The sequence below is a fragment of the Mycobacterium sp. MAA66 genome, from assembly GCF_041261665.1.
GTDB lineage: Bacteria > Actinomycetota > Actinomycetes > Mycobacteriales > Mycobacteriaceae > Mycobacterium.
Genome location: NZ_JBGCCC010000001.1, coordinates 501079 through 514396 on the forward strand (window position 1 = coordinate 501079; position 13318 = coordinate 514396).

General features: G+C 64.9%; 15 protein-coding genes and 1 pseudogene. 7 read left to right on the forward strand and 9 right to left on the reverse strand.

The genetic code is table 11. From position 1 onward, the window contains the following. The first annotated feature begins 6 nt into the window (after positions 1–6). Together ABIA30_RS02450 and nrdR are read left to right on the forward strand one after the other, a co-directional pair. Positions 7–471 carry a peptigoglycan-binding protein LysM gene (locus ABIA30_RS02450; RefSeq protein WP_370061750.1) on the forward strand — a complete coding sequence of 155 codons (465 nt, stop codon included), beginning with the start codon at positions 7–9 and terminating at the stop codon, positions 469–471. Between the two features lie 125 nt (positions 472–596). Continuing rightward, on the forward strand, positions 597–1061 hold the full coding sequence (nrdR, locus tag ABIA30_RS02455; protein WP_370061752.1) for a transcriptional regulator NrdR: 465 nt from the start codon (positions 597–599) through the stop codon (positions 1059–1061). 6 nt (positions 1062–1067) lie between these two features. On the opposite strand, the gene ABIA30_RS02460 is transcribed toward nrdR, so the two are convergent. Next, entirely contained in the window at positions 1068–2090 is a 1023-nt protein-coding gene (locus ABIA30_RS02460; protein WP_370061754.1) for an alpha/beta fold hydrolase, read from the reverse strand. A gap of 30 nt (positions 2091–2120) precedes the next feature. Next, a complete protein-coding gene (locus tag ABIA30_RS02465) occupies positions 2121–3062 on the reverse strand; it encodes a proteasome assembly chaperone family protein (protein WP_370063252.1) in 942 nt (313 codons plus the stop codon). Between the two features lie 232 nt (positions 3063–3294). On the opposite strand from ABIA30_RS02465, the gene ABIA30_RS02470 reads away from it, so the two are divergent. Beyond that, a complete protein-coding gene (locus ABIA30_RS02470; protein WP_370061756.1) occupies positions 3295–4110 on the forward strand; it encodes a serine protease in 816 nt (271 codons plus the stop codon). Here the strand turns inward: ABIA30_RS02470 and sthA are convergent. Continuing rightward, positions 4100–5515 carry a Si-specific NAD(P)(+) transhydrogenase gene (sthA, locus tag ABIA30_RS02475; RefSeq protein ID WP_370063254.1) on the reverse strand — a complete coding sequence of 472 codons (1416 nt, stop codon included), beginning with the start codon at positions 5513–5515 and terminating at the stop codon, positions 4100–4102. The genes ABIA30_RS02470 and sthA overlap by 11 nt on opposite strands. Positions 5516–5686: 171 nt before the next feature. Here sthA and ABIA30_RS02480 point away from each other — a divergent pair, with 171 nt between their 5' ends. Further along, complete coding sequence (locus ABIA30_RS02480; RefSeq protein ID WP_370061758.1) at positions 5687–6739, forward strand: DUF4192 domain-containing protein; 1053 nt, start codon at positions 5687–5689, stop codon at positions 6737–6739. A gap of 35 nt (positions 6740–6774) precedes the next feature. Here the strand turns inward: ABIA30_RS02480 and ABIA30_RS02485 are convergent, their stop codons facing one another. The 3 genes and pseudogenes from ABIA30_RS02485 to ABIA30_RS02495 form a co-directional block, all read right to left on the reverse strand. Continuing rightward, entirely contained in the window at positions 6775–7464 is a 690-nt protein-coding gene (locus tag ABIA30_RS02485; RefSeq protein ID WP_370061760.1) for an iron dependent repressor, metal binding and dimerization domain protein, read from the reverse strand. Positions 7465–7687: 223 nt separating this feature from the next. Next, positions 7688–8659, reverse strand: a pseudogene (locus ABIA30_RS02490) (sigma-70 family RNA polymerase sigma factor); the annotation flags it as partial. A gap of 173 nt (positions 8660–8832) precedes the next feature. After that, positions 8833–9246, reverse strand: coding sequence for a DUF3099 domain-containing protein (locus ABIA30_RS02495; protein WP_370063256.1), 414 nt, complete (start codon positions 9244–9246; stop codon positions 8833–8835). Between the two features lie 71 nt (positions 9247–9317). On the opposite strand from ABIA30_RS02495, the gene ABIA30_RS02500 reads away from it, so the two are divergent. Continuing rightward, on the forward strand, positions 9318–9554 hold the full coding sequence (locus ABIA30_RS02500) for a DUF3039 domain-containing protein (protein WP_370061762.1): 237 nt from the start codon (positions 9318–9320) through the stop codon (positions 9552–9554). On the opposite strand, the gene ABIA30_RS02505 is transcribed toward ABIA30_RS02500, so the two are convergent. Then, positions 9544–10485 carry a YihY/virulence factor BrkB family protein gene (locus tag ABIA30_RS02505; RefSeq protein WP_370061764.1) on the reverse strand — a complete coding sequence of 314 codons (942 nt, stop codon included), beginning with the start codon at positions 10483–10485 and terminating at the stop codon, positions 9544–9546. The two genes, ABIA30_RS02500 and ABIA30_RS02505, sit on opposite strands and share 11 nt — an antisense overlap. Positions 10486–10541: 56 nt before the next feature. Further along, complete coding sequence (locus tag ABIA30_RS02510) at positions 10542–10733, reverse strand: hypothetical protein (RefSeq protein WP_370061766.1); 192 nt, start codon at positions 10731–10733, stop codon at positions 10542–10544. A 155-nt stretch (positions 10734–10888) separates the two neighbouring features. Between ABIA30_RS02510 and ABIA30_RS02515 the strand changes: the two genes are divergently transcribed. Both ABIA30_RS02515 and ABIA30_RS02520 read left to right on the forward strand, forming a co-directional pair. Further along, the gene (locus tag ABIA30_RS02515) at positions 10889–11269 is read left to right on the forward strand and encodes a DUF952 domain-containing protein (protein ID WP_370061768.1); all 381 of its coding nucleotides are present in this window, start codon (positions 10889–10891) and stop codon (positions 11267–11269) included. 220 nt (positions 11270–11489) lie between these two features. After that, on the forward strand, positions 11490–12887 hold the full coding sequence (locus ABIA30_RS02520; protein ID WP_370061770.1) for a histidine phosphatase family protein: 1398 nt from the start codon (positions 11490–11492) through the stop codon (positions 12885–12887). A gap of 62 nt (positions 12888–12949) precedes the next feature. Here ABIA30_RS02520 and ABIA30_RS02525 read toward each other — a convergent pair whose 3' ends face one another. Then, positions 12950–13318, reverse strand: coding sequence for a RidA family protein (locus tag ABIA30_RS02525; RefSeq protein WP_370063258.1), 369 nt, complete (start codon positions 13316–13318; stop codon positions 12950–12952).

Here is a 13318-nt window from a genome sequence, read left to right on the forward strand (position 1 = left end):
CGCATCATGGCGATCATCACCCGCGAGTACCCGACCGACCTCGTGGTCCGCACCGTCCGGCCGCGGCCCGCGGTCCGGCGTCCCCATCAGACACGTCAGCGACCGTTGGCCGGCCGGCCGGCCGGTGCCGCTTTTCCGCACCGTGGTTCCGGAGTGTTGATGTCGCGTGCGTCGCACCGGCGCCGGCCGTTAACGCCCTACACGACCGTGGTGTTGGCGCTGATCGCGGCGGGCATCACGGTGTGGCTGGGAGTTGTCGCTCAACTCGGTACCTCGATCGAGCCGCCCTCGCAGGTGCCGGGCCAGCTTGCCGTGGTTCGGGTCATGTCGGGGGAGTCCATCCAGCAGGTGGCGCATCGGGTGGCGCCGGATGCCCCGGTGGGTGCTGTCGTCGACCGCATCCGTGAGCTGAACAAGCTACCGTCGGTGGCCCTCGATGCGGGCCAGACGCTGATCGCCCCCGTCGGCTAGGCGCGGCATCCGTGATTGCTCGACAGCACGCGACGATCGGCACGGCACCGAGCCGTGCTGGGGCAGCGCGGGTACGCTCGATGCCGTTCGAGGTGTTCGACTGTCGGTGCGGCGAAGGAGCGGTGATGCACTGTCCGTTCTGCCGCCACCCGAACTCGCGCGTGGTTGATTCCCGCGAGACAGACGAGGGGCAGTCGATCCGTCGGCGACGTTCGTGCCCCGAATGCGGACGACGCTTCACCACTGTGGAGTCGGCCGTGCTGGCCGTGGTCAAACGCAGTGGTGTTACTGAGCCGTTCAGCCGGGACAAGGTCATCAAGGGCGTGCGGCGGGCCTGTCAGGGCCGGCAAGTCGATGACGACGCGCTGAATCTGCTGGCGCAGCAAGTCGAAGACGCGGTGCGTGCCACCGGCTCTCCCGAGGTGCCCAGCAATGAGGTCGGCCTGGCAATTCTGGGCCCGCTGCGTGATTTGGACGAAGTCGCGTACCTGAGGTTTGCTTCGGTGTATCGGTCGTTTTCGTCCGCTGACGACTTCGAACGCGAAATCGAGGCACTGCGCGCCCATCGCCAGGTTTCTGCACCGGGCTGATAGGGATTAGGTGGCGCTACGCTCGTCGGCGTCCATCGCGTCGAGTACGGCAGTCCTGGTGTCGACCGTTCCGGTGATGGTGCTTTGGTTGATCCCGTTGCGTAGCAATTCTCGCAATACGTCGCGATCGTAGACAGCGGGCTCTGTCGAGTCGATGAATTTCTCGACCACCTCGACGAACCGCTCGGGGTCGTCATGGAACGGGAAATGGCCGGAGCTATCAAATATTTCGAGCTGCGATCCGGGCATTGCGGACTGCGCCAAGTGGGCATGAGTGACCGGGATGACGGAATCCTTTGAGCCCCAGACTAATTGAACGGGAATGGACTCGGTCAAATAACATCGGTCCAGCATGGTCACCACCTGACCGCGCCAATCCACCACGGCGCGCAGCGTCCGGGCGAAAGCTGAGGACGCCGTGGGTTCGGGTAGATCGGTCAGGATGCGCAACATATCGGGCAGATCCCGGCCCATGCCGGTCGATCCGAAGATGGTGCCGCCGATTCGGCCTACTGTCTGTAACGCGGGCAGTACCAATGGGATTCGTAGTAGTGCCAAGGCCTCGGTGCCCAGTGGCAGTGAAGCGATACGCAGCGCGATGTTGACGTCCTTGGTAACTCCGCCGGCGCCCACCAGGATCAGCCGCTCGACCAATTGCGGGAATTGGTAAGCGAATTGCATGGCCACCCCGCCGCCGAGCGAGTGACCGACGACCGTCACGCGCTCCACGTCGAGCACGCTGAGCAGGTCACGAATGCCGTTGGCGTAGGCCGCCACCGAATAGTCGGCGCGCGGCTTGTCAGACTTACCGTGGCCCAACAGATCCGGCGCGATCACCGTGAACCGTTGCGCCAGCTTGGTCTGCACGGTGCTCCACGTCGTGGAGTTGTCGCCGATCCCGTGGATCAACAGAACGGCCGGTCCAGACCCGGCGACCCGGAAAGCACGCCGGTAGCCGTGGATGGTGCGGTACTCGAGCGTCGGCGTCACTTCACGCACGGTTCGCAGGTGGGGCTTGTGTTCGGTCATGGTGCCAGCTCCTCACCGCTACGGGGTCAGCTAGAACGGTGGATTGCCGCTCTCGCCGTTGTCGTTGCCGGGCAGGTCATCGCCGGTCTGTTGAGCGAGGAACTTCTCGAATTGGGCGCCGAGTTCGTCGCCGCTGGGCAGTTCCTCGTCACGTGCCAGCAATGATCTGTTCTCCTGAGCAGCGACGAACGCATCGTACTGTCGCTCCAAGGCACTCACCACTTGAGCGACTTCGGCGCTGGATTCGACCTGCTCGCTGATCTTCGTATAGACCTCGGCGCCGGCCGTATCCAGTGCCTGCAGCGGGATGTCCAGGGACGCGACCCGACCCAGTTCGGCCAGTAGTGCTTCGGCCGCCTGCGGGTACGCCGTCTGGGCGAGGTAATGCGGCACGTGCACGGTGAATCCGAGCGCCTCGTGTCCGTGCTGGCTCATCCGATACTCGAGCAGATTGGACACGCTGGCGGGCACCTGAACCTCGCCGACCCACGGCTGGTGGTCGGCGATCAGCTCGGTGTTGGTGGCGTGCGCGGTCATGGTGATGGGCCGGGTGTGCGGGACGGCCATCGGGATGCTGCCCAAGCCGATGACCTGACGCACGTCGAGTCGTTCGGCCAGCAGCCGCACAGCGGTGATGAACCGTTCCCACCGCAGATCGGGCTCCAGCCCGGCGAGCAGCAGAAACGGTGTGCCGACGTTGTCGTGCAACGCGTAGAGGTTCAGCTCGGGGTCGTCGTACTTGGTGAAGTGGTCGGTGTTGAACGTCATCAGCGGACGGCGTGAGCGGTAGTCCAACAAGTCATCGATCGCAAACGATGCCACCAGTTCGGTGTCCAGTGTGTTCTTGAGGTGTTCGGCGGCCAACCGGATTGCATGGCCGGCGTCGGAGAAGCCTTCCAGGGCGTGCACCATGACCGGACCCCGGCCGTCGGCAGCCGACAGCTGGGGCGCCGGGAACTCCAGCTCGTACATACCGGTCTGTTCGGGCCGGTATTGCTGCTCTCGACTTTCGCCGCTGTCGCTCACGTCACCTCCATGCCTTGGCCCGGCCCGCACAGGCGGGCGGCCCGTTAGTGACAAGTGTCGCGCACCACGGTCCCGTCGCTGGTATCGGCCCTGGGAATGATCCCGAACTGCAACGGCGGACGGACTCGCCGGTCCGCCGAGTGCGCCGGATTCACCGCGATCGGGCAAGATCTGACAGATGGTTGGCACTCGGTTGGTCGTGATCGCGGCGGTTGCATCGCTGCTCACGTCATGTGGGATGCCGGCCCTCAAGGCGCAGCCGCGGGCCACAGTGACGCCGGCCGTGGTGACATCCGGACCACTGGTGGCCAAACCGGTCAAGACCGATCCGCGCATCGGTGCCGTCTTTCTCGGCGGCAACACGGTGCACTCGTGCACCGGCGCGGTGCTCGACTCACTCGCCGGCAATCTGATCATCACCGCGGCACACTGCATGGATTCGTCGGCCGAGTTGCTATTCGTGCCCGGCTTCGCCGGCAGCTCCGGGCCGGCGGACTTCTGGCGCGTCGACGCGGTATACCTGGATCCGCGGTGGGTCCGGCGGCAGGATCCGGCGGTCGACATCGCGATCGCCCGGGTAAGCCACCTCGATCCGACCAGCGACGGCACCCTGGAACAACGCGCCGGGGGAGGCTTCGTGCTGGGCTCGGCGCCCGGTCCCGATGTGGATGTCACGGTGACCGGCTACCCGACGGGCGACGGGGGAGTACCCATCGGATGCAGCGGGACGACGGTTCATCCCGATCGCGGCTTCCCTGCCCTGCTGTGCCGTGGTCTGGTCGACGGAACCAGCGGTGCGCCTTGGGTTTCCGGCGCCACGGTGCGCGGCGTCATCGGTGGACTGCAGGGCGGTGGGTGTGACTACAGCGACGTCTCGTATTCATCGCCGTTCGATCTGCAGACGCGGCTGCTGTACCAGCGCGCGCAGGAAGGCGGCCCCGGGGACCGCGCCAACGGCGCACCGGATGACGGCTGCTCCGCTGCTAACCCCTGAACTGGTTGAGCGCCCGTAATTTGTTCATCACGTCCAGCGCGGCAACCTTGTACGCCTCGGAGAACGTCGGGTAGTTGAACACCGCGTCCACCAGATACTCGACGGTGCCGCCGCAGCCCATCACCGCCTGGCCGATGTGGACCATCTCGGTGGCATTGGTGCCGAAGATGTGGACGCCCAGCAGCTTGAGGTCCTCTGTGGACACCAGCAGTTTGAGCATGCCGTACGAGTCGCCGGCGATCTGGCCGCGGGCGAGCTCGCGGTAGCGGGACACCCCGACCTCATACGGCACCGAGTTCTTGGTCAGTTCGACCTCGGTCACGCCGACATACGACACCTCGGGGATGGAGTAGATGCCGATCGGCTGCAGCTCGGGCATGCCCTGGCACGGCTCACCGAAGGCGTGATACGCCGCGAGCCTGCCCTGATCCATCGAAGTGGCGGCCAGAGCCGGGAAACCGATGACGTCGCCGACCGCGTAGATGTGGTCGACCTTGGTCTGGTAGTTATCGTCGACGAAGATCCGCCCGCGGTTGTCGGCTTCCAACCCGGCCGACTCCAGATCGAGTTTGTCGGTTTGTCCTTGGCGCCCAGCGGAATACATCACTGTCTGGGCCGGGATCTGCTTGCCGCTGGCCAAGGTGGTCACGGTGCCCGACGGTCCCACCTCGACAGCGGTCACCTCCTCGCCGAACCGGAAGGTGACGGCCAGGTCGCGCAGATGGAAGCGCAACGCTTCGATGATTTCCGGGTCGCAGAACTCCAGCATCGACTCACGTTTCTCGACCACCGTGACCTTGGTGCCCAGCGCGGCGAACATGGACGCGTACTCGATTCCGATCACCCCGGCACCAACCACCACCATCGAGCTCGGGATGGACTTGAGGTCCAGGATGCCGTCGGAATCCAGCACCCGGTCCTCGTCGAACATCACCCCTGCCGGTCGCGCCGGCACGGTGCCGGTGGCGATCACGATGTTGTGGCCCGAGACGGTGACCCGCTCGGCCCGGTTGGGATCTTCGACCAGCACGGTGTGTGGATCGAGGAAACGCGCGTGCCCGACGAACAGGTCGACCTGGTTGCGCAACAACTGTGAGCGCACCACTTCGATTTCCTTGCCGATCACGTGCTGGGTGCGGGCGAGCAGATCGGCCGGGGTGATCTTGTCCTTGACCCGGTAACTGGCGCCGTACAGCTCACGCTGGCTCATCCCGGTCAGGTAGACGACCGCCTCGCGCAGGGTCTTCGACGGAATGGTGCCGGTGTTGACGCAGACGCCGCCGAGCATCCGGCCGCGTTCGACGACCGCGACGGTCTTGCCGAGTTTGGCCGCGCCGATGGCCGCCTTCTGGCCACCGGGCCCCGAGCCGATGACGACAAGGTCGTATTCCTGCGTGGAAACCATGTCTGTCAGGTTGGCACGGCGCGGTAGATCGTGCATGTCGATCACCGGCGAACTTTGTACGAACATCGTGAATGTCGTGGGTTATCCACAGTTGCCAGTTGATTCACAGCGCCGACCGGCACGGTTCCCGGCGCCGGATTCTCGACGGACCCCACTGCCAGGTTCTATGTCATGACGAAATCCGAAGCATTTGACTTCCACCTCGACCGTCCCGGCGCGTTGATTGCTGCGATCCCTGCGGTGCTGGGCTTCGTGCCAGAGGACTCGCTGGTGTTGATCACGCTGGCCGCCGGTGAAATGGGCGCGGTCATCCGCGCCGATCTTGCCGATGAGGTGCGCGCCGGTCTCGCGCAGCTGGCGGAGGTGGCGGCGTCCGGCGATGCAGACGCTGCCGTCGCGGTCATCGTCGACGCAGACGGCCTGGACTGCCGGTTGTGTTCCGATGATCACCGGGCCCGCGCCGCTGCCTTGGAAAAGATCTTGCAGGACAGCGGAATTGAATTGCTGGCCGTGCATGTGGTCGACCGGGTCGAAGCCGGTGGCCGCTGGCAATGTGTCGACGGGTGTGGCAACAGCGGACTCGTCGATGATCCGTCGGCGTCTCCCTTGGCGATGGCCGCGGTGCTCGATGGCCGACGGCTCTATGCCAAGCGTGGCGACTTGCTCGAGCTGATCGCCAACGTCGATGGGCCGCGGACGGAGGTGATCCGCCGGGAGATCGGAAAGCTCTGTGCGACAACGGATCATCGACCGCGTAGCGATGCCGAGGTGCGCGCCGATGTGGAACGGGTGATGGCTGCGACGGGGCGGGCGAGTGCAGGCGCGGCGGCGCCCGACGCGGAACTGGCGGCACTGGCGCGAGCCGTCGTCGATCCGCGGGTCCGCGACACCCTCTATGCCCTCGCCGTCGGTGTCCGGGCCGCCGACGCCGAGGAGTTGTGGGCAGCGCTGGCGCGCACCCTGCCGGCACCGTGGCGCATCGAGGCGTTGGTGTTGTTGGCATTCAGCGCCTATGCGCGCGGCGACGGTCCGCTGGCCGGGGTCGCACTGGATGAAGCCCTGGCAATCGACGACACCCACCGAATGGCCGGCATGCTGGACACGGCCCTGCGATCGGGTCTACGGCCCGACCGTATTCGTGAGCTCGCGCTCACCGGTTATCGGCTGGCCGAGCGTATGGGCGTGCAACTGCCGCCACGGCAACTCTTCGGTCGGTCAGCCTGACCGAAGCCGACGCGGGGTGTGAAAGGTTAAGGGCGCTAGACCTTTTCGACCTTGACGGCGTGGGCCATGTGGTGTGGCAACTCAACCTGCTCGTGGCCGGGGATCACGATCATCACGCTGCCGTGCTCGGTCACCTGGACGGTGACCCGGGCATTGGGCACCACGCCGGCATCCTTGAACCGGGCGATGAGTTCGATGTCACCCTGCACGTGCTCAGTGAGCTGACGGACCCGGACCGCGACCGGGAATCCCGACGGCAGCTCGGTCAGGCGGATAAGGCTGACGTCATCGTTGCCCGACGGCACGATGCCCAGTTCGGACAGACCCGGGATGGGGTTGCCGAAGGGGGACGTGGTGGGGTTGTCGAGCACCTGAACCAGTCGGCGCTCGACGTCCTCGCTCATCACGTGCTCCCAGCGGCAGGCTTCTGCGTGCACTTCCTCCCACGGCAGGCCGATGACATCGACAAGCAGTCGCTCGGCCAGTCGGTGCTTGCGCATCACAGACACCGCCAGCGAACGGCCCTTCTCGGTCAATTCCAAGTGGCGGTCACCGGCCACATGCAGCAGGCCGTCGCGTTCCATCCGCGACACGGTCTGACTCACCGTCGGTCCGCTCTGCTCGAGCCGTTCGGCGATACGCGCACGCAACGGCACTACGCCCTCTTCCTCGAGGTCGTAGATCGTCCGCAAGTACATCTCGGTCGTATCGATCAGATCGTTCATGCCAAACCTTCCGGGCCTCTGCCGATGTTCAGCTTACCGGTGTGACCGCCTGAACTGGGTTGCAACATCGCCGCGACGGTGTGATTGATCCGACCATGCCCGGCCACATGCGGTGCAGCGTCGACCGGGGACATAGCGATGCCCGCCGGTGGGGATCCGACGGGCATCGCGTTAGGGGTTGGTCAGTTGTTTTCGGCTCGGCCCGCGTGGACCGGCCGGCTGGTCAGCTCGCGTAGGCGCGCAGCCGCTCGGCGCGCTCGCCGTTGCGGAGCTTGGCCATCACCTCACGCTCGATCTGGCGGACCCGCTCGCGGGACAGACCGAACAGCTTGCCGATCTGGTCCAGGGTGCGGGGCTGGCCGTCATCCAGGCCGAAGCGCAGCCGGATCACCTGCTGCTCGCGCTCGTCGAGCGTCGCCAACACGTGCCGGATGTCGGTGTGCAGCAGCTCAGAGATCACCGCGTTCTCTGCCGACAGCGCCTCCGAGTCCTCGATGAAGTCACCGAGGGGTGCCTCTTCGTCGGTGCCGACCGGCATGTCCAAGCTCACCGGATCGCGGCTGTGCTCCAGCAGGTCGTTGATCTTCTCGACGGGGATACCCGATTCCTCGGCCAGTTCCTCGTCGGTGGCTTCGCGTCCCAGGTTCTGGTGCATCTCGCGCTTGATCCGGGCCAGCTTGTTCACCTGCTCAACCAGGTGGACGGGCAGCCGGATGGTCCGGCTCTGGTCGGCCATGCCGCGGGTGATGGCCTGGCGGATCCACCAGGTGGCATAGGTCGAGAACTTGAAGCCCTTGGCGTAGTCGAACTTCTCCATCGCGCGGATCAGACCGAGGTTGCCCTCCTGGATGAGATCCAGCAGCGGCATGCCGCGGCCGGTGTAGCGCTTGGCCAGCGACACCACCAGACGCAGGTTGGCTTCGAGCAGATGGCGCCGGGCGGCCTCGCCGTCGCGCACCACCGCGGCCAGATCACGCTTGCGCGCGTCGCCGAGACGCTTCTTGGTCTCCAAGAGGTGGGCGGCGTACAGGCCGGCTTCGATTCGCTTGGCCAGCTCGACTTCGTCCTCGGCGTTCAGCAACGCGGTCTTACCGATGCCGTTGAGGTACACCCGCACTAAATCTGCGGCTGGGCTCTGGGCGTCCAGATCGGAATCGATACGGCTTGTGGCGTTTGCCATTGCGGCCTCCTGCTCGGCTGAACTTACAACTGCTTCAACGCAATGACAGGAGTGAAAGTTCCCGAAGTTCCCCGCGTTCATGCCGTTTGACCTGCGGTTTTGATGCTTCGACCTGAGAATGTCCTTAGAAAGGAGAAAGAAGTCGCTCAGGTAGGCACGCGGGAGCAGCGGGCAGTCCGGGCCGGAAGTCAGGACGGGTCGGCATCGATCACCGGGCCGTCGCCCGGTTGGGTTTCCTTGCGGACGTCGAGGGCCGGCCGTTCGGCAGTGGGAAACAGGGGGGTGCGCCCAACGGACTCGTATCGGCGCGGCTCTTCGAGCTTGCGCGGTGGTCGGTCGTTGGCGATCAGGACGGCGATCCACGGCAACGGAATGGACGCCACCAGGATCGCGAGTGAGATCAGGCCGTTGTGCCAGATGCCGTACGCGAAGGCGGCCAGCAGCAGTGCGGGTACCCGGAACGACATGATGGTCAGATATTTGCGTACGCGGGCGCGGTGCTGCTCCTCGTAAGCGGGTGCAGCGCGAGTGATGAGCACCGGCCGACCTTCGTCGTCGAAACTCAGCTCAGGGCCGTGTTTCATCCCTCTACTGTCCCACATCTGACCGGGTGCGGCGCAGGCCACCTCGGCCGAGCCGAACATCTACCGGAGCATGGCGCACAATGAATGTCATGCAGACCGACACCCTCGAACGCACCGATTCCGATGAACAGGTCGACGACGGTACGGACGACGACCGACCCAAGCATTTTCACTACGTGAAGAAGGAAAAGATCGCCGAGAGTGCCGTGATGGGCACGCACGTCGTCGCGCTGTGTGGCGAGGTTTTCCCGGTGACCAAATCACCGAAGCCGGGCTCGCCGGTGTGCCCTGACTGCAAGCGGATCTACGAGCAGCTCAAGAAGTAGGTTCACTGCTGAGCGTCTCGGTTTTTTCCTCGATCCATTCGCGCAGGCGTCGGGCGTGGGTGTCTGGCGCAGGCCACTCCTCTTCGATGGCCGCGTTCAGTTCGGCGCCGAGCATGACGGCGAAACCCATCATGAACGCGAACAGTAGGAACGCGATCGGCGTGGCCAGCGCGCCGTAGGTGTAACCGGTCGCGGTGATCCAGTTCAGGTAGACGCGCAGTCCGACTGTCGCCACCATGAACACCACCGTGGCCATCGCTGCGCCGAACAGCAGCCGGTGAGTCGGCAACGGCTTGGGCAGCGACACCCGGTACAGCACCAGCACTGCGATCGCGATGGCCGTCATCAGTACCGGGTAGTAACCGTATTCCAGTGCGCTGGACCAGCTTTCCGGAATGTGTTCAGCAATTCTGATGGTGCCGACGGCAAACAGCGGCGCAGTCAGCGTCACGAACAGCAGCATCAACAAGTAGAGCCCCAGCGCATAGAAGCGCTGCCGCACCGGATGCCGCAGCGGGGTCTGGTCGTGTGCTTCGACGATCGAATCCACCAGCGAGGAAATCGCGGACGAACCAGCCCACAGCGAGATGACGAACCCAAGGGACACCACCTCGCCGCGAGCGCCGACCGCGATATCCCGAATGGTCGGCTGAATGATTTCGTTGACGACGTTCGGCGAAAAGAAGCTGCTCGCCGTCCCGATCAGCCGCTCCTGGATGGAAGGCAGCGTCTCCGGCCCGAACAGCGGTGCCACGTACGCCAAGCTGCCGAGCATGCCCAGCAGCAGCGGGGGCAACGACAGCGCAGACCAGAATGCGGTCTGCGCTGCTTCGGAGAAGATCGAGTCGTCCCAGCTTTTCGCCAGTGTCCGTCGGAACACACGCCAGATGTGGTGGCGAGACGGCCGAATCGGCTGGGACTGGTCACTCATGGCCAGTTCAGCATTACCGATACCCGGCCGTCCGCGCCACATTGACGCCCGGCGGGTCACACAGTTTCGGTGTTGACCTCCAGCACAGCGGCCAGCTCGACGAGCTTGGCCTCGTGCTCGTTGGCGTGGTGCTGGCAGAACAGGAGCTCGGCACCGGACGGCAACTTCGCCCGGACACGCGCGGCAGCGCCGCAACGATCGCAGCGGTCAGCCCGGGTCAGGGTGGGGCTGGTCAGAGTTGCATTCATGGCTCCTCCTTCTGCTCGTCGCCGCCTAGGGCGCTTTGCCAGTTACACGTCTCTACTGTCTCAGACGATTTAGCTTTCGGCCTTGTTCCCCGGGTGTTCACCGGTGTGTCGTGTCTCACGTATCGCCTGAGTTGCCTGCGCGGCACGCTGGCCGGATGATCTCGTCGCCCAAAGTCCTCGTCCACCTGTGCAGTGAAACCGACTGGCAGCGCGCCCAAGTCGACGGCTACCTTCGCCCACCCTCGTTGGACGAGGTCGGGTTCGTGCACCTGTCGACTCCCGAGCAGGTCCACCTGCCAGCAAACCGGTTGTACAGCAGCCGGGCCGATCTCGTGCTGCTGGTATGCAATGCCGCATTGTTGGGCTCGCCGATTCGCTGGGAGCCCGGTGTTCCGACGGACCCCGCATCGATGTGCTTTCCACACCTGTATGGCCCACTGCCGACCACCGCGGTGAAACGCGTCGTGCCCTACCCGCCGGGTCCGGACGGAAGGTTTGCCACGCTGCCGACCACTTTTTCGTGCGAATCGGATTGATTAACGAAACATGAACAAGAGCTGTAAGAAACCTGTCCACTGACCGGGAATGTGGCCTGAATCACCACCGTCGGGTTGACACGATCTCGCGCGTAAATATCCCCGACACGGTGAGGACATCATTAACCACACACACGCTGATGGCGCCGCCGGACAACGGCGCAGCGCTAAGAGATGGAAGGGGCTCGGTGTCGCACTGACAGCCAGTGCCTTTCTGGTCATGTCGGCGTTGCCGGCATGGGCCGCCGAGAACATGACGATCACGTTCATTCGGCACGGTGAGTCATACGGCAACACGTCGGGCAACATCGACACGCAAACTCCAGGTCCGGTACTGACCTCCAGCGGTCAGCAACAGGCGAAGGCCATCGCAGACAAGCTCAGTAACAACAACTACGACGGCATCTACGCCTCGCAGATGGTTCGGACGCAGCTGACCGGTGCTCCAATGTCGCAGGATCTGCGTCTGCCGATCACGGTGCTGCCGGGCCTGCAGGAGATCGAGGCCGGTAAGTACGAAGGAACTCCGGAGCGGGCGGGAATCTTCGGCTACCTGACGGCTCCGCTCGCGTGGGCGGGTATGTCGGTGACGCCTCCGCCGAACATCAGCTTCAACCCGATCACGCCCAACCTCGACGCGTTCATCCCGTCGGCAGCCGATCCCACGACCGGCCTGGACGGCCACCAGTTCGAAGCGCGGGTCAACGGCGCGCTGCAGACCATCTACAACAACGGCGACCGAAACGCCGCGGTGTTCTCGCATGGCGGCACCATCATGATCTGGACGCTGATGAATGCCACCAACCTCACCGCGGCGCAGAAGATCCAGCTGTTCACCCAGCATCCGCTGGGCAACACTGGCGTCGTCGTGGTCGAGGGCAACCCGACCGACGGTTGGAAACTGGTGAACTGGAACGGCGTGGAGATCGCCGGCATGCAGAAGGGGCCGATCGAGCAGGTGCTGACCCAGGTCCGCACGCTGTCCCGCCAGATCGGTTCGGTGGTGAAGGACGTCGCGACGGCCTTCCGTACCGGAAACGTGGGCACGATCCTGAACGCCATCAACCGTGGCGCCGCGGATGCGCTGTTCTCGACGGCCAAGTTTGTGCGGGCCATCAACGCACAGGTCATCGGTGGGGTTGCCCAGGCCATCGATAACCTGCGGGCTCGACTGAACCCGCCGGCCAAGACTCCGTCGTCGACGGCGACCACAAACCCCGCCGGCCCTGCCTCGGGTGCTGCGGTGTCGCCGGCTGCGTTCACGGCTCCGGTCAGCGCTGCGGCAAGCAAGGCCCCGGTCACGGGGAAGGCGCCTGCTGCGGCCCAGCTGTCGGTGTCGTCTGCCAAGTCCGCCGATGCTCCGGCCTCTGATCCCAAGGCTGCCGAAGCCAAGGGTGACGATGTCAAGGCCGACGCGAATGCGAAGGCTGACGACGGCAAGGCCGACCAGGCGAAGGCTGACGCAAAGGCAGCCAAGGCCGAAGCCAAGAAGGCGGAAGCGAAGGCCAACGCCGAGGCCAAGAAGGCTGCCGCTGATGCCAAGAAGGCGGAGGCCAAGGCCAAGGCCGACTCCGCAAAGCCCAAGCAGTCGGCACATGCCGGCGCCGGCAACGACTGACGATTCCCGTCTCGTAAAGCAAATCGGCCCCCTATCTCTACGGAGAAGGGGGCCGATTTGCTTCAGTTGTGGGGAAGGTAGGCGTCGACCTCGATCTCGACCAGCAGATCGGGAGCGATCAGCGCGGACACCTCGACCATGGTGGATACGGGACGGATGTCGCCGAACACCTCGGCGTGTACGGCGCCCAGTTCGCGCCATTGTCCGATATCGGTGACATACATCCGGGTGCGGACCACGTCGGACAGCGACGCGCCCGCCCCCTCCAGTGCGGCGCCGATGATCTGGAGCGCCCCTCGCGCCTGCGCGGCGACGCCGTCGCCGGGGCAGGTGGTCCCGGCGACCGCGATCATCGGCCCGACCCGGACCGCGCGGCTATAGCCGACCTGGTCTTCGAACGGCGAGTCGGACGAGATGTCGGTGCGCTGCAC